21 protein-coding genes are annotated in these 21,887 nt (G+C 69.8%); 8 read left to right on the top strand and 13 right to left on the bottom strand.

Translation table 11 applies throughout. The features are described from left to right. Positions 1-699, top strand: a 699-nt coding sequence (locus MXD62_RS17200) for an ABC transporter permease (protein ID WP_248830407.1), incomplete at its 5' end; no start/stop codon positions are given. A 97-nt stretch (positions 700-796) separates the two neighbouring features. Here MXD62_RS17200 and MXD62_RS17205 read toward each other — a convergent pair. The 4 genes from MXD62_RS17205 to MXD62_RS17220 form a co-directional block, all read right to left on the bottom strand. Then, the gene (locus MXD62_RS17205) at positions 797-2,236 is read right to left on the bottom strand and encodes an MFS transporter (RefSeq protein ID WP_248830409.1); all 1,440 of its coding nucleotides are present in this window, start codon (positions 2,234-2,236) and stop codon (positions 797-799) included. 117 nt (positions 2,237-2,353) lie between these two features. After that, entirely contained in the window at positions 2,354-3,886 is a 1,533-nt protein-coding gene (locus tag MXD62_RS17210) for a serine/threonine-protein kinase (protein ID WP_248830418.1), read from the bottom strand. Between the two features lie 14 nt (positions 3,887-3,900). Next, positions 3,901-5,235 carry a cytochrome P450 gene (locus MXD62_RS17215; protein WP_248830427.1) on the bottom strand — a complete coding sequence of 445 codons (1,335 nt, stop codon included), beginning with the start codon at positions 5,233-5,235 and terminating at the stop codon, positions 3,901-3,903. A gap of 249 nt (positions 5,236-5,484) precedes the next feature. Beyond that, positions 5,485-6,054, bottom strand: a complete 570-nt coding sequence (locus tag MXD62_RS17220) for a GNAT family N-acetyltransferase (protein WP_308301273.1) — start codon at positions 6,052-6,054, stop codon at positions 5,485-5,487. A 295-nt stretch (positions 6,055-6,349) separates the two neighbouring features. On the opposite strand from MXD62_RS17220, the gene MXD62_RS17225 reads away from it, so the two are divergent. The 4 genes from MXD62_RS17225 (at position 6,350) to MXD62_RS17240 (ending at position 9,424) form a co-directional block, all read left to right on the top strand. Further along, positions 6,350-6,856 carry a DUF2617 family protein gene (locus MXD62_RS17225; RefSeq protein WP_248830429.1) on the top strand — a complete coding sequence of 169 codons (507 nt, stop codon included), beginning with the start codon at positions 6,350-6,352 and terminating at the stop codon, positions 6,854-6,856. Then, positions 6,853-7,308 (top strand): DUF4247 domain-containing protein, encoded by a 456-nt coding sequence (locus MXD62_RS17230; RefSeq protein ID WP_248830431.1) that lies wholly within the window; start codon positions 6,853-6,855, stop codon positions 7,306-7,308. Before MXD62_RS17225 ends, MXD62_RS17230 begins: the two co-directional genes overlap by 4 nt. A 75-nt stretch (positions 7,309-7,383) precedes the next feature. Beyond that, positions 7,384-7,827, top strand: a complete 444-nt coding sequence (locus MXD62_RS17235; protein WP_248830438.1) for a DUF350 domain-containing protein — start codon at positions 7,384-7,386, stop codon at positions 7,825-7,827. 28 nt (positions 7,828-7,855) lie between these two features. Further along, the gene (locus MXD62_RS17240) at positions 7,856-9,424 is read left to right on the top strand and encodes a polyamine aminopropyltransferase (RefSeq protein WP_248830453.1); all 1,569 of its coding nucleotides are present in this window, start codon (positions 7,856-7,858) and stop codon (positions 9,422-9,424) included. A 57-nt stretch (positions 9,425-9,481) separates the two neighbouring features. On the opposite strand, the gene MXD62_RS17245 is transcribed toward MXD62_RS17240, so the two are convergent. Beyond that, positions 9,482-10,129: a TetR/AcrR family transcriptional regulator gene (locus MXD62_RS17245; RefSeq protein ID WP_248830455.1), complete on the bottom strand. Its 648-nt coding sequence runs from the start codon at positions 10,127-10,129 to the stop codon at positions 9,482-9,484. Between the two features lie 108 nt (positions 10,130-10,237). On the opposite strand from MXD62_RS17245, the gene MXD62_RS17250 reads away from it, so the two are divergent. Next, on the top strand, positions 10,238-11,590 hold the full coding sequence (locus tag MXD62_RS17250) for a hypothetical protein (RefSeq protein ID WP_248830463.1): 1,353 nt from the start codon (positions 10,238-10,240) through the stop codon (positions 11,588-11,590). Then, the gene (locus MXD62_RS17255) at positions 11,587-13,029 is read left to right on the top strand and encodes an acyl-CoA reductase (protein WP_248830466.1); all 1,443 of its coding nucleotides are present in this window, start codon (positions 11,587-11,589) and stop codon (positions 13,027-13,029) included. Before MXD62_RS17250 ends, MXD62_RS17255 begins: the two co-directional genes overlap by 4 nt. Before the next feature lie 99 nt (positions 13,030-13,128). Here MXD62_RS17255 and MXD62_RS17260 read toward each other — a convergent pair whose 3' ends face one another. The 6 genes from MXD62_RS17260 to MXD62_RS17285 form a co-directional block, all read right to left on the bottom strand. Next, the gene (locus MXD62_RS17260; RefSeq protein WP_248830468.1) at positions 13,129-14,130 is read right to left on the bottom strand and encodes a sucrase ferredoxin; all 1,002 of its coding nucleotides are present in this window, start codon (positions 14,128-14,130) and stop codon (positions 13,129-13,131) included. 55 nt (positions 14,131-14,185) lie between these two features. Beyond that, the gene (locus MXD62_RS17265) at positions 14,186-16,519 is read right to left on the bottom strand and encodes a xanthine dehydrogenase family protein molybdopterin-binding subunit (RefSeq protein ID WP_248830470.1); all 2,334 of its coding nucleotides are present in this window, start codon (positions 16,517-16,519) and stop codon (positions 14,186-14,188) included. 173 nt (positions 16,520-16,692) lie between these two features. After that, on the bottom strand, positions 16,693-17,403 hold the full coding sequence (locus tag MXD62_RS38810) for a GntR family transcriptional regulator (protein WP_112106684.1): 711 nt from the start codon (positions 17,401-17,403) through the stop codon (positions 16,693-16,695). A 5-nt stretch (positions 17,404-17,408) separates the two neighbouring features. Beyond that, positions 17,409-17,840, bottom strand: a complete 432-nt coding sequence (locus MXD62_RS17275) for a VOC family protein (protein WP_248830471.1) — start codon at positions 17,838-17,840, stop codon at positions 17,409-17,411. Continuing rightward, on the bottom strand, positions 17,837-18,961 hold the full coding sequence (locus tag MXD62_RS17280; RefSeq protein WP_248830473.1) for an amidohydrolase family protein: 1,125 nt from the start codon (positions 18,959-18,961) through the stop codon (positions 17,837-17,839). The genes MXD62_RS17275 and MXD62_RS17280 overlap by 4 nt, the downstream gene beginning before the upstream one ends. Positions 18,962-18,974: 13 nt before the next feature. Then, positions 18,975-20,195 (bottom strand): CaiB/BaiF CoA-transferase family protein, encoded by a 1,221-nt coding sequence (locus tag MXD62_RS17285; protein WP_112106681.1) that lies wholly within the window; start codon positions 20,193-20,195, stop codon positions 18,975-18,977. 300 nt (positions 20,196-20,495) lie between these two features. Here MXD62_RS17285 and MXD62_RS17290 point away from each other — a divergent pair, with 300 nt between their 5' ends. Continuing rightward, complete coding sequence (locus MXD62_RS17290; RefSeq protein ID WP_248830475.1) at positions 20,496-20,663, top strand: TauD/TfdA family dioxygenase; 168 nt, start codon at positions 20,496-20,498, stop codon at positions 20,661-20,663. Positions 20,664-20,744: 81 nt separating this feature from the next. Here MXD62_RS17290 and MXD62_RS17295 read toward each other — a convergent pair whose 3' ends face one another. Together MXD62_RS17295 and MXD62_RS17300 are read right to left on the bottom strand one after the other, a co-directional pair. Then, positions 20,745-21,059, bottom strand: coding sequence for a hypothetical protein (locus MXD62_RS17295; RefSeq protein WP_248830477.1), 315 nt, complete (start codon positions 21,057-21,059; stop codon positions 20,745-20,747). Between the two features lie 77 nt (positions 21,060-21,136). Beyond that, a complete protein-coding gene (locus tag MXD62_RS17300; protein ID WP_285224103.1) occupies positions 21,137-21,886 on the bottom strand; it encodes an SDR family NAD(P)-dependent oxidoreductase in 750 nt (249 codons plus the stop codon). Position 21,887: the final 1 nt, after the last annotated feature.

The following is a 21,887-nucleotide window of genomic DNA, read 5'->3' on the forward strand; positions in this document are numbered from 1 at the left end:
AACTCGGTCCGCGAGATCGTCAAGGAACGCGACATCTACCGGCGGGAACGAACGATCGGCCTGTCCCGGACGGCCTATCTCGGCTCGAAGATCATCGTCCTCACCGGCATCACCACCCTCCAGTGCGCGATCTTCACCCTGATCGGTCTCGCCGGCCGCACGCCGCCCGATGCGTCCCTGCTGGGCTCACCGCTGATCGAGTGCCTCGTCGCCGTCATCGTCGCGGCGCTGGCATCCATGATGATCGGTCTGTTGGTCTCGACTCTCGCCGACAACGTCGACAAGATCATGCCCATCCTGGTTCTGGTCACCATGGCCCAGCTCGTGCTCTCCGGCGGCCTGGTGTCGCTGTCCGGCCGTCTGGTGATGGAGCAGGTCGCCTGGATCGCCCCCGCCCGGTGGGGCTTCGCGGCGCTGGCCTCCACCGACGACCTCAACGAGGTCTCCAAGCTCGGCAACGGGATGCTGCGCACCGACCCCGCGGACAGGCTCTGGGAGCACAGCGCGGATGCCTGGCTGCTCGACATCGTGCTGGGCGTCGGACTTGCCGGCGCGGCGCTCGCGCTGACGTCGGTCCTGCTGCGTCGCCTCGACCCCAGAATGTCCCGTCCGACCACACGTCCGGTGTCCGCCGTCTCCACATCAGTTCCTGTGGAGCCGCGCCCGGATCCTCCAGTCCGCGGCACTGCGGGCCGGTAGTAGTCACCGCCGGCCCGCAGTGCCGGCCAGGGCCCGACGCCGACCGGTCTCGTGTCACCCCGCGGTCGAAGCAGTCGTCCCCCAGGCCCTCAGACCTTCAGAGCTCCCGGGCCGCATGGCGTTTCGGCAGTATCAGGGCCAGTGCTGTCCCGGTCGCGGCGACACCGGCGGTGAGCAGAAGACCGTTGGAGTACCCGGCGTCCCGGTAGAACCGGATTCCGTGGACGACCTGGCTGTCCCGGGCGAGGATGATGAACGCCAGCTGACTGAGGACGGTCTGGGTGACCCCCTGCGCCATTGACTGGGCACCGTTGGCCAGTGCCTGTTCGGCCGGGTGCACCGCCTGGATGACCAGGATGGGAATTGTGGCCACCACGAGGCCCATGCCCACCGCGGTCACGGCACCGAGGAGCATCAGCTGCGGCACAGTGTGGTGGTACACGGAGATCAGTCCATATCCACCGGCGACGAGCAGGCCGCCGGCGGCCAGGAGGAACCAGGCATCGAATCTACGGGCCAGCGTTCCGGCCGCGACCGCACCCGTGAGGATCAGTACGCTGCTGGGTGCGCCGATCAGCGCATTCCTGGTTGCGGAGAATCCCAGGCCGTCGGAGACGCCCGGAATGGTCGGCATGAGGGCGAGCAGGAACATCACCGTGCCGACGGCGTACGCCGCGCCTCCGACCAGGGACGTCGTCAGCAGCATGGTCCAGACCGGCCGCCGCCTCAGCAGGGGCAGTGGGATCATCGGGTTCGGGACCCGGCTTTCGGTGAAGACGAAGCCCACCACGGCGGCCAGACCGCCTCCGATGAAGAAAAGAGTGCGAGCACTGGTCCAGCCCCAGCCGGCGCCTTCACCGATCCCGTAGACGACCGCGGTCAGGCCACCGCCGAGCAGGAGCCCGCCCAGCCAGTCGATGCGGGTGCGTTCCTCGCGCACGGGACTCTCGGGCACGAGGACCACGAGCGCCGCGAGGCTGAGCGCGCTGGCCGCGGCCATGAACCACAGCGCGCCACGGAAACCGGAACCGTCCACGAGCCACGCGGACAGGAACGGGCCCCCCAGCGCGACCAGCCCGACGCCGCCGCCCAGCAGGCCGCTGGCGGGACCGATGAGCCGGCGCGGGAGGACGTCACGGACCATCGAGTAGGCCAGTGCCCCGATCGGGCCATAGCACCCGGCGACGCCGCGTCCGATCAGCAGCATGGAGTAGTTCGTCGCAAGGGCGGCGATCAGGTCTCCCACCAGCCCGAGGACGGTGATGACCACCATGACCCGCTTCTTGCCGTACATCGCCGCGGCCTTGATCGCGAAGGGCGTGGCGAAGGTGCCGACCAGGCCCGTGATCAGCGTGAACCACGAGATCCTGGCGGTGCGAAAGTGTACGGCGATCTCCGCCTGAACATTGCCGGAAAGCAGGCCGACCAGCCCCAGAAGCTGCGCGGCCCACATCAGCACTATCAGGATCAGCGCATTCCGCGCGGTGAAGCTGGACCTTCCTGGTTCCGTCCGGGACGGCACCGCGGTTACTGTCATGAACGGCTCCTGTCCTTTAGAATGGCCGAACCCCGGTTACACGAGGCACGTCGACAGCGCCGCACAACATCAAAAAAAGACGACAGAAGTGCTGTTCGGGACGGGCGCGAGTTCCGGCTACAACGGAATGAGAACGCCGCTGCCGGTCGGGCTGTCATGGAGCTCCAGCCGCTGCAGCGCGGCGCCCCGCGGGATATCGAAAACCAGCGTGCCGTGGATGGAGGCACCCGGCCCGGCGGGATTCCAGATCGTCTCGCCGGGCAGGTAGAGACGCGACAGGTAGTCGGCGGTGCGCCGGGCGCCGGTGCTGTCGTACGCGTACTGGTAGGCGTTCTCCAGAGCGTGGGAGGACGTACCGGTGTTACGAACCGTCATGGTGACCAGGCAGAACTGACCGTCCGGATGGCGGGCCAGGAACCCGAGGCCGAGCTGCTCGACTCCACATTCGACACCGTCCACGGCGAACAGCAGCGGCCCGTCCCGGAAGCCGCCGGGACTCGGTGGGGTACTGGGGCCGGAGACCGGCGTGGCCGAGGATTCCACGGACCTGGCCGCGGAGGCCCCCGGCCCGGCCGTGGGCGCGACCGGTTGCGCCGACGTCCCGTCATCACGGTTCGCCGCCACCGACCCGATCACGATGAGACCCGCCAGTACCAGCACCAGGCTGGCGGTCAGCAGAGCGCGGCCACGGCTCCAGCCCCACCGCCGCGCAGGTGCGGACCCGTCCGGGGAGTGCGCGAGCTCCGCGGTGAGCCCGAGCAGTCGGACAGCCGGATCGGCGGACCGCTCCCCCGGCCGGCGCTCAACCAGGCGCAGCAGCAGGCCCCGGGCATCAGGCCGGCTGGCCGGCTCTTTCGCCAGAGCATCGCGGACGAGATCCTCCACCTGCGGGGGAAGGCCGGTCAGGTCCGGTTCGGCCGTGGTGATCCGGTGGGCGAGACCGACATCGTGGCCGTCCCCGAAGGGATGCCGTCCGGTACCCGCGTACATGACGAGGACGCCCCAGGCGAACACGTCAGCCGCCGCGCTGATCGGCTGGCCGTTGATCTGCTCGGGTGCCATCCACCCGGCCGAGCCGAACCCCCAGTCGGTCGGCCTACCGCCGGTGCTGTCCAGGGCCAGGGCGATACCGAAGTCGATGACCCGTGGACCGGACAGCGACAGGATCACGTTGCCGGGCTTGAGATCCCGATGCACGAGCCCGGCGTGGTGGATCGCGGTCAACGCCGTCGCGACCCCGACCGCCAGCCCGGTAAGGGTGGACGAGTCGAGCGGACCCCTCTCGGTGACGGCCTGATCCAGCCGGAGGCCGTCGATGTACTCCGTCACCAGGTACGGCGCGAACGCGTCCGGGTCGGCGTCGAGAACCTCGGCGGTGCAGAACGAGGCGACGCTGCGAGCCGCCTCGACCTCCCGTCGGAAACGGCGGCGGAACTCCTGGTCCCTGGCCCGATCCGGCCTGATCACCTTGACCGCGACCGGCCGCCCCCGCTGGTCGCGCGCGTAGTAGACGGCGCCCATCCCACCCACGCCCAGCCGGCTCAACAGGACGTACGGGCCGATGGCGGTCGGCTCGTGCGGCAACAGGGGTTCACCGGGGACGAACGTCTCGGCCGCGGGAACCGTGCGCCCCTCCGGGTGCGACACCATGCCAGAAGGCAGCGTCAGCCCTTGATCCATCCGGTAGGTGAGCCGGCGGGCGGGCAGTCACGTGGCGGTGCTGGCGCGAGGTCGAACTCCAGGTGCAGGGCGGTCAGCCCACGCAGGATGAAGGTGGGCATGTACTCGTAGCGGCGGTTGCCGGCCGGGCCGTGCACCCGCTCGTTGACGCGGATGTCGGTGGTGCGGTCCAACAGCCGTTCAAGACTCGCCCGTGCCTCGGCCCGCGCCAACGGCGCGCCGGGGCAGCTGTGGATCCCACGCCCGAAAGCCAGATGCTGGCGGGCGTTGGAACGGGCGACATCGAACGTCTCCGGGTTCTCGAAGCGACGTGGGTCGCGGTTGGCCGCCCCGTTGACCACCATCACCGTGGTACCGGCGGGCAACTGCACCCCACCCACGGTGACCGGCACCCGGGAGAGCCGGAAGTCGCCCTTGACCGGGCTCTCCCAGCGCAGGGTCTCCTCGATGAAGGCCGGGATGCGCTCCCGCTCGGCACGAAGCTGCCGCTGGAGGTCGGGCCGCTCCGCCAGGATCTTCAGCGCCGAGCTGAGCAGGCGCACCGTGGTTTCCTGACCGGCGGAGAAGAGGTTCGCGGCCACCCGCACCACGTCGATAACCTCGGGTGTCGATCCGTCCGGGAATGTCGCGCCGGCCAGACCGGTCAGCACGTCGGCGCGGGGGTTGCGGCGACGGTCCTCGATGTAGCCGGTGAACTTCCCGTAGAGAAACTCCAGCGGGCTGTGGGCCAGGGTCTCCGCTCCGGTGCCGCCGACGCCGCCGGTCTGTGCCGGCTGGCGCTGCAGTTTGTCGAGAAACTCGTCCTGGTCCTCCTCGGGGACGCCCAGAAGGTCCGCGATGACGAGCAGTGTGAACGGTCCGGCGAATCCGCCGACGAACTCTCCCTCACCAGGAGTGAGGAACGGGTCGAGCATGCGGTCGGCAAGGTCCCACATCAGCGCCTCGTTCTCCTTGAGGCGCTTAGGGGTGATCAGCCGCATCAGCAGCGCGCGATGATCGGTGTGGGTGGGCGGGTCCATCGTCGGGAGCTGGTCGTTCATCGGCAGCTCATGGCGATGCCGCTCGATCAGCGCGGAGACGTCGTCACCGTCGAGCGGGACCGGGAAGCCGGGGAACGGACCCGTCACCGAGATGCAGGACGAGAACGCCTCGGAGTCGTGGAAGACCTCCACCGCCTCCTCGTAGCCGGTCACCATCACCACGTCGTGGTGGCGTTCCCGCTGTACGGGGCATTTCCGCCGCAGGGCGTCGAGGTAAGGGTACGGGTCCGCGACGAGGGTCTCGTCGCGGAAGAAGTCCATCGCCTCGAATTCGCGCACAGTCTCTACAGGTCCCTTCATACGAGCCGGAGCCGGTGGTCATTCTGTGTCTGGTCGACGACCGTGCCCGCAGATCTGACTTCCCCGCACAAGCGTGTCCGAAAAAGCCCTGTCCGTCGTCCTCCCCCCGCAGGCAACACCGGCTACGTATGGCGCAGTACACGCTGCCCGCCGTACTCCAGCCGGAGTAGCTGACGTCCCCACTCGCCTTCGACGTCCTTGTCCGGCGTGATGTTTCCCGCCGCCCGCTCAGTCCTCACCCGATGTCGGCGCCGACCAGGGTGAGGCGGCGCGCGCCCGGTAACCCGCATCCGCGGCGGCAGCCGCGTCCAACGTCAGCACCATCGGCACATACACCTTCACCGACGGATCATCCGTGACCGGCTCCAGGTCACCGACCACCGTGAACCCGTGCCGCTCATACACCCGCCGGGCCGGCCCGTTCGACGGCACCACCCACAGCCGAACCCCGGCCGCGCCAGCCGCCCGGGCCCAGTCCAGCACCGCCAGCAGCAAAGCGTCCGCCGCGCCCGAGCCTCGAGCCACCGGCGCCACCCACATCGCCGCCAGCTCCCGCAGGTCCCGCGCCGCCGACGGGGTGTGCGCCGACACCGAACCGACCACCGCGCCATCCCGCTCGGCCAGGAACGTCACGTCCGCGTCTCCGGACGCGCCCACCCGGGCTCGCTCCACCCAGTCCGCTCCCGGCCGGGCCGCTTCGTCGGCATAGGTACGCCAGAACGCCCCCGGCGCGTCGGTCAGGGCCGCCAGCCGCACCGCCCGCAGAACCTCGGCGTCACCGAGCCCGATCCGGCGCACCCACGCGCCATCACACTCGCCGCCCCCACGATCCATCACCGGCAAGTCTGCCAGTCCGGACCATCAGCCGGGAATCCGGCGGACCGGCCGAACCTGGTTGGGATTTCACGTTCTACGCGGCGAGTCCGGGCGAGTTGCGGGGGATCCCGCACCGCCTCCGACCAGCGACGCCACACCAAATGGGATCCTCCGACTCTTAAGTCCGGTATGTTCTCGCCGACCGTTCCCCGCCGGAGAGGATCCAGGTGCCCGAGGTCGCATGTGCGCCGGTCCGCCGCGACGTGGTCCCGGTCCGGTGACCGCCCTCGAGCTGGCGGTCGTGCCCCGCGACGTCCGCGCCGCCTCCCTCGGCCTGCTGCTCGGCGCGCCGAGCCCCGCGTCGCTGGCCAGCGTCGACCTGCACGCGCCGCACGGCATGCTGACCCTGGCCGTCCTGGGCGCCTCGCACGCGGTGAGCGCCTCCTCGGGCACACGTCGGCTGACCGAGGAGGTTTCCTGTGACGCCGTTGCGGCCGGTGGCTGCCCGCTGCCGTCGCGGGCGGAGCAGGACGGCTACGCCCTGAGGGCGCAGGTGCGCACCGTAGATCGCCGCGAACTCGACGCGCTCGCGGCGAGTCTGCGGACCCGGGCGGCCGGGAGATCCGACTGGTTGTGCGCCGCCTTCCCCGGCGACGAGCGGGCGGTGACCGCCCTGACCGGCGCGCGGATGCCGCGCGGCTGGCAGTGGCGCACCTGGCACCTCTACCCGGGCTCCCGCACGCACGAGATCGTGACCACCCACAGCCGCTGGGAGCCGCGATGACCACCGCCCGCGCCGCCCGCGTTACCCGCGTTACCCGCGCCGCCCGCAGCGCCCGCGTCGCGTTGGCTGTCCCGCTCGCCCTCGCCGTCGCGGTGCTACCGGCCTGCGGTGGCGACAGCAACGTCCGGGGCTGGCTCACCGACAGCTACCGTCGCACCGACACCCGGGGCGACACCGAGAGCTACCTTTCAACCGAGCCGGTCGACCGGACCGCCGCGGCCATCGCAGCCGGGGTCGCGCCGGCCGCCCGGGCCAGCGACGGAGGCAGCCAGTACCTCCGCTTCGCGGACGACATCGTGATCGTCAGCGCGGCGGCCGCCGGGGCTGGCAGCACCGTGCGGGTAGAGGATCTCGACGACGGGTTCAGCCGTGGCCAGTACGCGCGCCTCGGCAGCGGGTTCACCCCCGGCTCGCCGGCCGGGAAGGACGGTGGTCCCGGCGATGGGAAGTGATCCGGGCCGGGGCCGCCGGGGCCCGGCCGCGCAGCACCGTCCCCCCGTCCCCCCGCACACCACCGGGAGAGCCTCGTGACCTTCGGCAGCCTGGACGCCGGCGACCTCGGCGAGGGCATCGCCGCCACCCTGCTCTACTTCCTGGTCGGCGTCGGTGTCCTCGCGCTGGGTTTTCTGGTCCTCGACCTGCTCACGCCCGGCAACCTGCGCCGGCAGGTCTACGTCGACCACCGGCCGAACGCCGCCGTCCTGCTCGCGGGCAACCACCTGTCGCTGACGGTCATCGTCGTCACGGCCATCCTGACCAGCTCGGACTCGCTGGCTCAGGGCCTTGTCGACTCGGCGGTCTACGGCCTCGTCGGGGTCGCGCTGCAGGCGCTCGCGCTCCGCGTGCTCGACGCCGTCGTGCCCGGGCACCTGCGCGCGATCGTCGACGAGCCGACACTCAGCCCGGCGGCGTGGGCGGTCGCCACCAGCCTGCTCGCGATCGGCGCGGTCAACGCGGCCGCGCTGTCCTGACGCCATCAGCTTCCTGACACCATCAGCCGTGGCGACGGACACCCCCAGGGCCACATCGGCGGACAGCCCGCTGCCCGCCCGTACCCGCCCGCTCCTGCTCGCCGCGGTCGCGGTCTGCGCCGCCTGCGGCCTGGTGTACGAGCTGGTCCTGCTCACCCTGTCGACCAGCCTCGCCGGCGGCGGCATCACCCAGACCTCACTGATCGTCGCCGGATTCGTCGCCGCCCTCGGCGCCGGGGCGCTGCTGGTCAAGCCCTTCCTCGGGCACGCGGCCGCCGCCTTCGTCGCCGTCGAGACCCTGCTCGGAATCCTCGGCGGGCTCAGCGCCGTCACTCTCTACGTCACCTTCAGCTTCTACGCGACGAGCGGACCGGTGCTCGTCCTCGGCACCGCGCTGCTCGGCACGCTGGTAGGCGCCGAGCTGCCGCTGCTTGTCACGCTCCTGCAGACCGGCCGGACCGACGTGGACGCCCGGGCCAGCGGCCGGCTGCTCGCCGACCTCAACGCAGCCGACTACGCCGGTGCCCTCGTCGGCGGGCTGGTCTGGCCGTTCGTCCTGCTCCCCACGGCCGGCATGATCCGCGGAGCCGCGCTGACGGGACTGGTCAACCTGACAGCCGCGACCGTGGTCGCCACGTTGCTGCTGCGGCGGTGGCTGACCAGGCGTGCCCTCGTCACCGCGCTCGGCGCGCTCCTGGCCGCCGCCACCCTGCTCGGCACGCTGCTGCTCCGCGCACGTGACATCGAGACCGACGCCCGCCAGCGGCTGTACGCGGACCCGATCGTGGTCGCCACCCGGTCCGCATACCAGGAGATCGTCGTGACCCGCCGAGGCGGCGACATGCGCCTCTACCTGGACGGCGACCTGCAGTTCTCCAGCGCCGACGAACACCGGTACACCGAGGCGCTCGTCGCCCCCGCACTCGCCCGTGATCCCGTCCGTGTCCTGGTCCTCGGCGGCGGCGACGGGTTGGCCGCGCGCGAGCTGCTGCGCCACCCCACGGTCCGGCAGGTGGTGCAGGTGGAGCTGGACCCGCGGATGATCGAACTCGCCCGGACGACCTTCGCCCGGCTCAACCGTGCCGCGCTCGACGACCCGCGGGTGCGGGTGGTGGTGGCCGACGCCTTCCGCTGGCTACGCGACCCGCCGCCGGAGCCGTTCGACGCCGTGGTCGTGGACATGCCCGATCCGGACACGCCGACGCTCGGCCGGCTCTACTCGCAGGAGTTCTACGGCCTGGTGCGGGCGGTCCTCGCGCCCGGAGGCCTGCTCACCGTGCAGGCCGGCAGCCCGTACGCGACGCCGAGTGCCTACTGGCGCACGGTGAGCACGGTCAGGGCCGCGGGCCTGGCCACCACGCCGTACCACGTCGACGTCCCGAGCTTCGGGGACTGGGGCTTCGTGCTGGCGACCACCGGGGGTACGCCTCCGCCGCTCGTGCTTTCCGAGCGGGCCACCCCGGCCCGGTTTCTCGACCAGGCCGTGCTCACCGCCGCCGGGGTCTTCCCGCTGGACCGGCCTCCGCGCACCCTCGAGCCCTCCACGCTCGACCGCCCACGGATCGTCGACGACCTGCGGACCGGCTACCAGCGTTAGGACTTCACCCCGGAGAAGGCGGTGGAGTCATGGAAGACCTCCACCGCCTCGTCGTCCTCAGCGTGGCCGGAGGCCGTCGAGCAGCAGGCGAACGGAGAACTGGATCCTCTCGTCCAGTTCGTTCTGCGTCGGCATGTGGCCACTCACGATCGTCCTCACCGGGCCGCTGACCAGCATGCTCATGAAGACGGAGGCGGCGAGCCTGGGGTTGGTGGGCGCGATCGTGCCGTCGGCGACCGCACGTTCGAGCACGCCGGCGACGAACTCGATCACCGGTCGGCCGCTCTGCTCGAAGCTGGTGGTGAAGATCTCGGGGAAGCGGTAGCTCTCGGTGTTGATGATCCGTTGCAGGCGCAGGCCGTTGGGTGTCGCTACCTGAGTGATCCGTAGTCGGGCGATCGCCTCGAGCGTCTCGGCCAAGTCGCCGTTGTCCAGGCCCTCGAGCACGGCCTGGGGCACGATCTGGCGTTCGATGGCGCGCTGGACCGCCGCGCGGAACAGCGCGGCCTTGTCGGGGTAGCGGGCGTAGACCGTTCGCTTGGTCATGTTGACCCGGCCGGCGATCATCTCGATCGTCGCCAGCTCGAAGCCGCGCTCCAGGAACAGGTCGAGCGCGGTGTCGAGCAGCTCCTCGTGGCGTGCTTCGGCCTGCTCGCGGGTGGGGCGCCCCGCCCCGCGCCGGGTGGGTGCGACTCCGTTCTGCATGTCGCCTCGCTCGACTTCCCTCTTGCACCGCCGCCGGATTCGATTAATGATACGCATCAGGTGCCGTTAGTCGGACCCGGCCACCAACACGAACAGTAAGGATGCCCTGTGAGCTCAGCCATCGAGACACTGACCCGGCTGGTCGATGCCGAGGATCGGTTCGATCACTCCCCCGCCGAGCTGCGCGAGACGCAGTTAGCCGCTCTGAACGAGCGGTTCCAGGAGCGCAGGGAGCGCATCCGGCTGCTCGCGCACCGGGCCCGCGAGGCCGGCACCACCGAGATCCGCAGCCGCGAGGACATGGTCGGGCTGCTCTTCCCGCACAGCGTCTACAAGAGCTATCCGGAGAGCTTCCTGATCGAGGAGAGGTGGGACCGGCTCGGCAAGTGGCTGGGCACCGTCTCGCCCTACCCGATCAGCCCGATCGAGACCTCCGACATCGCCGACATCGACGACTGGATCGGACGTCTGCAGGCCAGGGGCCACTACGTCTCCTGCTCCAGCGGCACGACGGGCAAGTCGGCGATGCTGCTCGCGTCGGAGCGGGACATGACCTGGTCGCGCGTCGACACGGTCAACGTGTTCTCCTGGGGCTCGGGAGTGAAGCCGGCGCGGGACCGACGGATGATCGGTGTGGGGGCGACCGCCGCCGTGCCGAAGAACATGGTCATCGCGGAGGCGCAGCAGGCGGCGTTCAGCGATCCCGCCAGGGAGCGTTTCAGCCTGCCGCTCCCGCCGATCACGGTCGGGTCGCTGACCAGGATGGTCGTGCTCCGCAAGAAGATCGCCGACGGCACCGCGCTGCCCGGCGAGCTGGCCGACTTCGAGCGGACCTCCAGGGAGCGGCAGGAAGCCCTCGACAAGGCGATGATCACCGGCGCCGAGGCGCTCATCCGATACCGCGACGAGAAGCTCTACATTGCCGGCATGTGGAACTCGCTGTACCAGGCGGCGAAGATCGTGCGCGACCTGGGCTACTCGGCGAAGGACTTCCACCCCGACAACTGCCTCTACGTCGGCGGCGGGCTCAAGCGCGCGCAGCTGCCGCCGGACTACCAGGAGTTCGTCCACGAGACGTTCAACATCCCGGCCAGCCGGGATTTCCAGAACTACTCGATGCAGGAACTCAACTCCGGCATGCCCAAGTGCCAGAAGGGCAACCGCTACCACGTGCCGCCGTGGATCGTTCCGTTCATCCTCGACGAGGCGGGCGAGACGCTGCTGCCGCACGAGAGCGGCGAGGTCGAGGGCCGGGCCGCCTTCTTCGACCTCTCGCTCGACGGACGCTGGGGCGGGATCATCACCGGCGACAAGATCTCGCTCGACCTGAGCCCCTGCGCGTGCGGCCAGAAGGGGCCCTCGGTGCGGAACAACATCACCCGTTACGCCGACCTCAAGGGCGGCGATGACAAGATCGGCTGTGCCGGCACCGTCGACGCGTATGTGCGAGGCCTTTCATGAGCGTCACCGACATTCGGCCCCAGTCCGCCGACCCCGCGGGCTCCGCCAACCCAGTCGTCGCCGCGCCGTTCTTCCTGCGCGGCGAGCTCTCCGAGGGCCGGGACGTCACGCACCGTTCGCGCGACCTGGGCGTCACCTTCGCCACGCCGCGGATCGCCATGGACAAGGCGGTCCACCCGCGCACCGAGGTGCCGCCGCTGCTGAACGTCCCGCTCAAGGAGATCATCGATTTCCTCGTCGAGACGGGCGAGCGGATCCGCGATCCCCGGAACACCTTCGTGCAGGACTGCATCGATCGCATGGCCGGCACCCACGTGCTGCCCCGCGCGGTGCTGGAGGGGCAGGTCAAGGGCGCCGCCGCCTATCTTGACAAGCGCCTGCTCGAGACGGTGGTGGAGCAGAACTTCCCCGACCCCAGGGCCCTGGACGAATGGGTCCCCAAGCAGGACTTCACCGGCCGCAAGAGCTACATCCGTGCCTTCGCGCCCCGGCTGATCCACGTGCTGCCGGGCAACTCGCCGGGCGTCGCGGTGAAGTCCATCGCCCAGGGCGCGCTGGTGAAGGCCGTCAACCTGTTCAAGATGTCCTCCAGCGACCCCTTCACCACGGTGGCGGTCCTGCGCACGATGGCGGACATCGACCCCGGTCACCCCATCGTGCGGTCGATGTCGGCGGTCTACTGGCGCGGCGGCGACGACACGGTGGAGCAGGTCCTCTACCGCCCGCAGTACTTCGACAAGATCGTGGCCTGGGGTGGCGGCGACGCGATCAACAACGTGATCAAGTATCTCGGGCCGGGCTTTCAGCTCGTCTCGTTCGACCCCAAGACCTCGATCTCGATGGTCGGCCGGGAGGCCTTCGCCTCCGCGCAGGCGCTCGACACCGCCGCCGAGCTCGCCGCCGGCGACGTCATGATCCTCAACCAGGAGGCCTGCGTCGCCAGCCGGTTCGTCTTCGTCGAGGCGGACCAGGCCGACGCGGACCGCTTCAGCGAGCGGCTGCACGCGCGCATCGTCGAGAAGGCCGCCGCCTCGGGTGACGCCCGCCCTCTCGACGCCGAGCTGCGCGAGCAGATCGACGTGCTGACGATGCTCGACGACGAGTTCGGCGTCTGGGGGAAGACCGACGGCCACGGGCTGGTGATCCGTTCGGACGAACCCGTCGACTTCCACCCGATCAACAAGACCGCGAACGTGGTCCGGGTCGACTCACTCGACGAGGCGATGAGGTACGTCAACGTGGCGACCCAGACCGTCGGCTTCTATCCCTTCGACCGGATGGCCGACTACCGCGACCGGCTCGCCAGCGGCGGCGCGCAGCGCATCGTCCGGCTGGGCGAGGCGGGGCCGAGCACCATCGGCAATCCGCACGACGCGATGTACCCGCTGCACCGCTTCGTCCACTGGATGGCCCACGAGGACGGCGTCGGATCACAGTAGGAACACGTTCCCGCTCCCGGTGACCGGCGGTCCCGGCCGGCAGGACAGCAGAAGCCCCCGGCCCACAATCCGCTGCGGCTGTCCTGGACCAAGGCATGATCAGCCTGTGCCGGTGAGGTCGATGGAGCGTAGTGCCAGTTCCGGTGCTGTCTTCTCGGCCCGTTCGGGAGGCTCGCCGCAGACGAGGACGGGAACGTCGCGGATGACGTCGATCCTCGCGGTCGCTGCCGCGGGTCCGGTCGGTCCGCCCCAGGCCAGCTCCACGGTGGCCGACCGTCCCCCGGCGGCGATCTCGGTGCGTGCGGAGGTGAGCTGGTAGTCCAGCCAGGCCCAGCCGAACCGCTCGAACAGCTCCCGTTCGGCCACCTGGCCCCAGGTGTCCAGCGCGGTGTCACCGCGGTAGTGGCCCCGCAGCGGCGGCGGCCCGGACCGGCGCACGACCGCGTCGAGGGTCTCGGCGTCGAGGAACCCCCAGGCCCGCCCGTCCGGCAGTGTGAACCCGGTCGGCGCGAAGCGGTGTCCGCCGGTGTGGCTGCACCGGCGGACACGCACACCCGGCCAGGCCGTGGCCACGTCCAGCGCCAGGCGAGTCCCCAGCCGCGCGCAGCAGCGGTCCCGCGCGCCGTGCCCACACAGCAGCACCTCGGCGGGTGCGATCCGGCTCGCCGGGTCCGCCTGCGGCGCCTCGAGCAGCCGGGCGACCTCGTCGGCGATGCCTTCGGCGGGCACGAGGTGGTCCGTACCCACGAAACGGCCCGAGTCCACCCGGCGCCAGATCGTCACCCGCACGCCGCGCCCGACGCTCGGTCCCGGCTGATCGCTGGCGACCGCGGAGCCCAGCGGGACGCCGGCCTTCCCGATCGGGTCGTTGAGGTCGTCCGCAGGGGGTCTGACCGCCAGCACCCTGGTTCGGCGAAGGTTACGCCGCTGGAGGTCGGCGAAGGCCGGTATCTCGCCGACGTCCCTGGGCCAGGGCGGTGACACCTCGATGAGCACGAGCGTGTCGCAGGTCAGCGCGGACCCGACCGGGTCGACGCCCTGCGCGTGCGTCCAGGGCGCGCACCGGTAGGACAGTGCCGGGGACGTGGTGTGGAGGCTCACGAAGGCCACCTTCCGCTGTGACTGCGGACTGTTTCGGGCAACTGGTGGACGAGTGTCAGGCAGAGATCACGCCCGCCAGCTCGAGGATCTTCGCCGGGGGAAGGTACTGGTCGACCACCCGAGCTCCGAAGGGCAGCAGAGCGTCCGCCACGGCGTTGGTCAGCGTCGCCGGGGCTGCCAGCGCCCCACCTTCGCCGACACCGTGGAAGTCGAAGTCGCCGAGGCCTGCGGAATCGATGTGTTCGATCTCGATGTGCGGGATCTCGGCGGCGGTCGGGAGCAGGTAGTCCATGAACGTGGCGGCGAGGAAGTTGCCGTCCGCGTCGTAGGCGGCGTTCTCGTACAGCACCTCGCCGATGCCCTGCGCGATACCGCCACAGATCTGGCCCTCGACGATCGCCGGATTGACCACCCGTCCGCAGTCCTCGACGACGACGTAACGAAGTATCCGGACCTGCCCCGTGGCGAGGTCCACCTCGACGGTGCAGACATGCGCGCCGCCCGACCAGCCGCTGCTGGTGACAGCGGACCCGTCGAAGCGCTCCTGCGCCGTCAGGGACACGTCGGTGCCCGGCGGGAGGAACATGGGCGCCATCATCGCCAGCTTCGCCACGTCGGCCAGCGGGATCGCCTTGTCCGGCGCCCCCTTCGGGGTCACCATCCCGTCGACGATGTCGAGGTCGCCAGGATCGATCTGCAGCCGGTGGGCCGCGATGTCCAGCACCTTTTCCTTCAGCCGCCTGGTCGTCACGATCACGGCACCCGTCGCCCACGTGCCGGCCCGGCTGCCGCCGGTACCGATGAGGTTGAACGGGGTCTGACGCGTGTCGCCGTGGACCACCCGCACGTGGTCCAGCGGGATACCCATCTGGTCGGCCGCGACCTGGGCGAGCGTCGTCTCGTGGCCCTGGCCGTGCGGGGCCTGACCGGTGGTCACGAGGAGATGACCGTCGGCCTGGAGCGCCGCCTTCGCCTGTTCGCCGCCGAAGGGCGCACCTTTGCCGCGCAGCTCCGGCGGCCCGGGCGCTGCTTCCATGAAGATGGCGAACCCGATGCCGAGGTAGCGGCCCGCGGCACGGGCGGCTACCTGCTCCTTGCGGAACCCGTCGTAATCGACGAGGTCCAGGGCCTGCTCGAGGGAGCGGCGCGAGGTGATGCCCTCGAGGCCGCGGCCTGTGATGATCTGGTCGCCGGGCTCGCCGGCCACCAGGTTCCGGCGCCGGATGTCGGCGGGGTCGAGCCCCAGCTCGTGGGCCGCGATGTCAAGCAGCCGTTCCCGCGTCCACACCTCCATCTCCCACGGGCCCCGGTAGGCGACGTACGTAGCCTTGTTGCTGGCGACGACGGCGCTTTCGTATTCGTAGGCTTTGATGTGGTAAGGGCCGGGCAGCGACGTACAGATCATCTCAGGGTAGATCGTGCAGCTGAACGGCACCGCCGGGTAGGCGCCGCCATCCAGGACGAGCTTCACCTTCAACCCGAGCAGCGTGCCGTCGGCCTTCAGCGCGAGTTCCGCGTCGATCTTCTCTTCTCGGGCGTGGCCGGACGCGAGAAGGTGCTCGTTGCGGTCCTCCACCCATTTGACCGGACGGCCGAGCCGCTTACTGGCCAGCGCGATGCAGAAGTCCTCGCGCCCCACCACACCCTTGAGGCCGAAGCCACCACCCACGTCACCCGCAAGCACCCGCAGCCGTTCCAAGGGATGGTCGAGAGCCTGGGCCAGTGCCTGACGCAGGCCGTGCGGGGTCTGGGTCGATGCGATGAAGGTCAGCTCCCCCGAGGCCGGGTCGTAGTCGGCGATCCCGCCCCTCGTTTCCAGGGGGACGTTGGCGACACGGTGTTGGCGCAAGGTCGCCCGCACCACCTGGTCGGCCTCGGCGAAGGCGGCATCGATGTCACCCAGGGTGACAGGCGGGCTCGTCGCCACGATGTTGTCGCCGAGTTCGTCGAAGATGGCCGGTGATGCGGGGTCGAGGGCGGTCTCGTAACCGGTCACCGCCGGAAGCGGCTCGTAGTCGATGTCGACCAGCTCGCACGCGTCCTCGGCTATGTACCGGCTGTCGGCCACGACCATCACGAGCGGATCACCGACGAACCTCGCCTTGTCCGTGGGCAAAGCACGGAACGTCGGCCATTTCGGTCCATTGCGCAATCCCGTGAGGGGATTGCAGCCGGCTGCCAGGTCGGCGCCGGTGAACACCGCCACGACGCCGGGCACCGCTCGCGCCGCCGAGGTGTCGATGCTGTTGATCCGAGCGTGGGCCATGGGGCTGCGCACGAAAGCGACATGGAGCATGCGCGGCAACGTCACGTCGTCGACGAACTTTCCACGGCCCGTCAACAACCGCGGGTCCTCGACTCTCGCCACCCGCTCGCCGACGAATCTCATCGGTACGACACCGGCTCAGGTACCGCCGCGCCACCGAACGCCGGCGCCGACCTTCCGCGTCGCTCCGCGAGTCCGCAGCCGGGGCCGGGGACCGGAACGGGTGAGCTCCGATCTTCACGTGCGCCTATGCATAAGAACCGTGACAAGGCTCGTGACCTCCTCCGCGCGATTAGCTATGGGGACTTGCTGGCGGCTTCGAACCGCACGTCGACGACACGCCGCCAGCCTTGGGAGGCATAGGTCGCGTCGATGATGGCCGCCACCGCCGTCGCCGCCCGAGCGGGATCGCGGTCAGCCATCGCATCGACCATTTCGCGAACGAGCTTCGCCCGGAGGTTCCGCGTCTCCTCCGGAATCTGCTCGATGAGCTCGATTGAGGTGGCCCATTCAATCTTGAAGCGCACGACACGCATCAGTGCGATCAGCGTGCTGTTCCCGGACGCCACTGCCAGATGCTCGTAGAGCTGCCCCTTCACGGTGCGGGTGTCCTCGGGCCGCCGCTCCCGGAACGCCCGGTCACCCTCGTCGAGGAGCCGGCGGAACGTCTCGAGGTGCTCGGGGGTGCACCGCATCGCCGCCTGCGCCGCGGCCAGCGGCTCCAGGACCGCCCGCACATCGAGCAGGTCATGGGCGGCCTCGGCGTCCAGGGTGGCGACGAAGGTGCCGCCATAGCGTTCGGACCGGACGAATCCCTCGGACGCCAGCGCCCGCAGCGCCTCCCGCATCGGGATCCGCGACACGCCGAACTCGGCGGCGAGCCACTCCTCCTTAAGACGCTGGCCGGGCGCGAACTGGCCGCGGATGATCCGTCCACGGATGGTATCGACGAGTGCCTGCACGTTGCCGCGAGCGGGCGAACCCTGGGTCGGCGTCGGCTGTGTCACCGCCCTTATTCTGCCCTACCGGAATGTTGATCAAGGAGTTCGAACCGCAGCCCGTTGCGCAGATGGTAGGTGAACCTTTTCGGGGTCTTCCCGTCCGCGCCGACACCATGGATCTCGATCGGGCACGGCCCGGCCAGCCGGCCGCTGTCCGCCGCCAGGTCGCCCGTGTAGTAGGCGAGGTGGTGCAGGAGCATGCCGCTCTCGACAAGCGCCCACGGTGAGTCCGGAATCGTCTGGATCAATTCCAGGCGCGGGTACTGCGCCGTGACGGCAATCCTGAGCTGGACGTCGCGGGTGCCGTGCTCGGCGTCGCGCATCGCCAGCGTGGGCTCGAAGATCCCCATCCACTCCAGGCCGAGCTGGGCGGACAGCGCCGCCATCGCCGGCTCGAGCTCCGGCACCACGAGGCCGACGTGGTCGAGGTTCGGGTCGATCATGCGAGGTTGAACACCCGCACAGCGTTCCCCGCGAGGATGGCGTGCTTGCGGTCGTCGTCGAGGCCTGGGGTCAGCTCGGCGATGTACTGCTGGGTCTTCGGGAACAGCGTCCCGCTGTGCGGGTAGTCGATGGAGAACATGGCGGCCGACGCCACGAGCGGGTCGCGCCTGGCGTCTTCGAAGCCGACGAAGTCGTCGAGCACACTGACGAAAAGGTTCTTGCCGATGAACTCGTGGGGCGGGGTGTGCAGCGGCGGGTTGGCCCAGTGCTTCTGGCGCTCGAACTCCTGGTCCATCATCAGGGCCCAGAACCGCAGCCACCCGAAGTTGACCTCGGCGTCGACGAACTTCAGGCCGGGGTGCCGTTCGAACACACCGGTGAAGGTCAGTTGGGAGAACGGCGCGACGCCGGTGAAGAACCGCTGGACGATACCGGCGAGGTTGACACCCGCGGCGGCCTCCGGCCTCGGGGTGGCCTGCCCCGCCGGTTCCTTCCCCCCCATGGTGCGGTGGATGCACAGCGTCACCGGTGCCTGCTCGGCCGCCGTCCAGAGCGGCTCGTAGTAGCTGTCGTAGTACGGGCGCTCGCTCCAGTAGGGGAGGAAGGCGCCCTTGGCGCCCTTGGCAGCCACCCGCTCGAGTTCGGCGAGCAGGACGTCCATGCCGTCGTCGACCGGCAGGAGCGGCAGACCGATGAGCCGCCGCGGGTTGACGGCGCAGAACTCGTCGAGCAGCCAGTCGTTGTAGGCCCGCAGGATGGCGAGGGCGAAGGGTCGATCGTCGAGCGTGTACGACGTGAGAGAGGCCATCGGGTAGATGGTGGCGGCATCCACACCGTCGGCGTCCATGTCCTTCAGGTGGGCGGCGCCGTCGTAGTTGCCCGGGAGGATCTCATCGACGGTCAGGCCGCTGGCCTTGTAGTCCTCGAACGGGCGGCCGGCTACGGCGTTCAGCCCGAACGTCTTGCCCGGCGGCTTGCCGTCGAAGCTCCAGCCGTCACCACCGTCCGCGCCGCGCAGGATGCGCGGCGCCCGGTCCCGGTACTCCTTGGGCAGGTAGGTGGTGAACGTGTGCGGCGCCTCGATGATGTGGTTGTCCGCCGAGATGACCTTGTAATCCATGTGCGTTCCCTTCTCAGATGACGGCACCCTGCTCCTTGAGAGCGGTGATGTCGTCCCACGAGTAGCCACACGCCAGGAGGACCTCCTCCGTGTGCTGACCGTGCTCGGGCGCCCGCCGCATCGCGGTGAGCGGCTGCCCGTCGAACTGCGCCGGCGATGCCACGACCGACAGCGGCGGCCCGGGATCCTCCCCCGGGACGAGGTAGCCGTTGGCCAGCACCTGCGGATCGTGCACGACCTCGGCGGGTGTCTGAAGCACGTCCCACACCCCGGTGAACGTGGCCAGCGCTTCGCGCCACTCGTTCACGGTGCGGGACGCGAACACCTCGTCAAGCAGGCCGATAAGTTCGGCGTTGTGCGTCATCCGGGCGTTGAAGTCCACGAAGCGCGGGTCGTCGGCCAACTCCGGCCGGCCGATATGGTCACAGAAGCCGCGCCAGTGCGGGTCTGGCTGGATGACGACCATCGACAGCCAGCGGCCGTCCTTCGTCTGATAACTGTTCGACAGCGGATTGCGGACCGTCCGACGGTCGGCCCGTTGCATCAGCGGGCCCTCCGGCCCGGCGTTGGCCTCCGTCATCAGGACGGTGGCGTTCATCCACATGCCGCCGGCGAGCAGCGAGATGTCGACCTCCGACGGGACGCCCGTGCTCGCCCGCTTGAACAGGGCGGCGGCGACGGCGCCGGCACCGCCGAGCCCCCCGACGCAGTCGCCGATGCCGCCCGGCGGATGGGTCGGTTGGCGGGCGTCCGGCGGGGTGAGGAACTGGGCGATGCCGACGCGGGCCCACGCGACCGCGGCGTCGAAGCCGGGGGTCTCGGCATCCGGGCCACGAGGCCCGTAGCCGCTGGCCCGCACGTAGATGATCGAGGGATTGGCCGCCCGGATGTCGGCGATCTCGACGCCGAGCCGCCCCCGCGGATCGGGCAGCAGGTTGGTGATGAACACGTCGGCGTCCGCGACCAGGCGTAACAGCACCTCGTGGCCAGCGGGCGTCGACAGATCGACGGCCGCGCTGCGCTTGCCCCGGTTGGCCAGCTCGATCGTCGGGTTCACCGGGCCGGTGTGGAAGAACCCCCGATAAGGATCACCGCCGTTCCGCGTCGGCTCGATCTTGATGACGTCGGCGCCCCAGTCAGCGAGGATCGCCCCACACGACGGCGCGAACAGCCACGCCGCCACCTCGACCACCTTCACGCCCGCCAGCAGGTCGTACCTGAGCTGATCCGGCACGGGCTCGTCCTCCCGTCTTCGGTGTCGCCCCATCCGGTCTTCGGCATGAGACTTGTATACAACATTGCCCCAGCAGTTGTATACACCTGGGACGACGTCCGGTCGCTTCCTCACGCCTGGCCCCGTTCCGTCCCGACTTCCCGAGGACGCTCCGGACGTACAACCGGTGACGCCGGTGGTGGGAGCGACCATCAGCGGTGTCGATCTCCGCGAGCCGCTCGGCCCGGACACGGTGCGGGCCATACGGCAGGCGCTGCACGGAAAGCCCTGTTCGTCAACGAGGCATGGACCACCCGCATCGTGGAGCTGCAGCCCGCCGAAAGCGCCCACCTGCTCGCACTCCTGTTCGAGCACGTGAAATCGCCCGACTTCACCATGCGATACCGGTGGACCCCCAACGACCTGGCGATCTGGGACAACCGCGCCGTCCAGCACTACGCCGTGCCCGACTACGACACCCCCGGGTAATGCAGCGCGTCGTCCTCGCTGGCGATCGGCCGTACGGCCCCTCGCGCCGTATTTTGGTGTAGGTAGGGAGAGCAGCGACCACTACTCCCGCAGTGGGCGTTGCGCCTGGAGTTCAATGAGCTGCCCGAACGGGAAGAAACCCAGACCGACGACATCGGTGTAGACGAAAACCTGGAGGACCTCGGTGGCGAGCGCTCGAAGCTCGATCGAAAAGGGCGGGTAGACGGTCACGCGACCGGCGAGTTCGGCAGGAAGCTCGTGCTCGAGGCGGTGGATCACCGTCTCGAGCTCCTCGAAGCCCGGGTACCGCAACCCGAAATGCATGACATGGCCAGGTTTCGTCCGCGCCAGGTCGTACTGCTCGAGTGCGGCGCGGAGCTCGTCGTCGTCCTGCATCCGGCGCCCGAGGACGTCTTCGAATCACGTTTCTCGAATTACGCGGGAAGCGACCGACGGCCCCAGATGACCCGACGTCACGCGACGGCACCGCCATTGACACCGAACAGCTGCCCCGTGATGTAGCTGGCCTCCTCAGAGCACAGGTACAGGCAGGCAGCGGCGATGTCGTCGCCGGTGCCCAGCCGGCCGACGGGGATGCGGCTGGCGCCTCCGTCGCCCGTCGGATCACCGAGCTCCGCGCGGGCCTGGCGGAGCATCGGAGTATCGATGATGTGAGGCGCGATGGTGTTCGCCGTGATCCCCAGCTGCGCGTACTCGGAGGAAACCGCTCTCGTCAGCGCGACCACGCCGCCCTTCGACGCGACGTAATGCGCATGGTTGGAGGTCATGATCTGGACAGCCGACGACGTGATCGTGACGATGCGGCCCCAGCCGGCCGCGACCATGTCGGGGATCGCCGCCTGCAGGCAGTGGAACGTGCCGGTGAGGTTCACCGCGAGGACACGTTCCCACGAGTCAAGGGGAATTTCGCTGAACGCCTCCCACCGCGAGATCGCCGCCGAGGTCACCAGAATCTCGACCGGCCCGAGCTCGCCGCGTACCTGGGCCAGCGTCTCCTCGACCGCCGCACGGTCGGAGACGTCCACGGAACACGACATGGCCTGCGCGCCACGTCCCCTCAGATTCTCGGCCATCTGCTGCGCCGCGTCCCCGTTCACGTCGAGCACCGCCACGCGGTCCCCGCGTCGAGCAAGGTGCTCGCAGATGGACGCCCCCATCCCCGATGCGCCACCTGTCACGACTGCCACTCGGCCCACGTGCATC

Origin of the sequence: Frankia sp. Mgl5 (assembly GCF_023242985.1) — a bacterium.
In the GTDB taxonomy this organism is placed as follows: Bacteria; Actinomycetota; Actinomycetes; order Frankiales; family Frankiaceae; genus Parafrankia; species Parafrankia soli.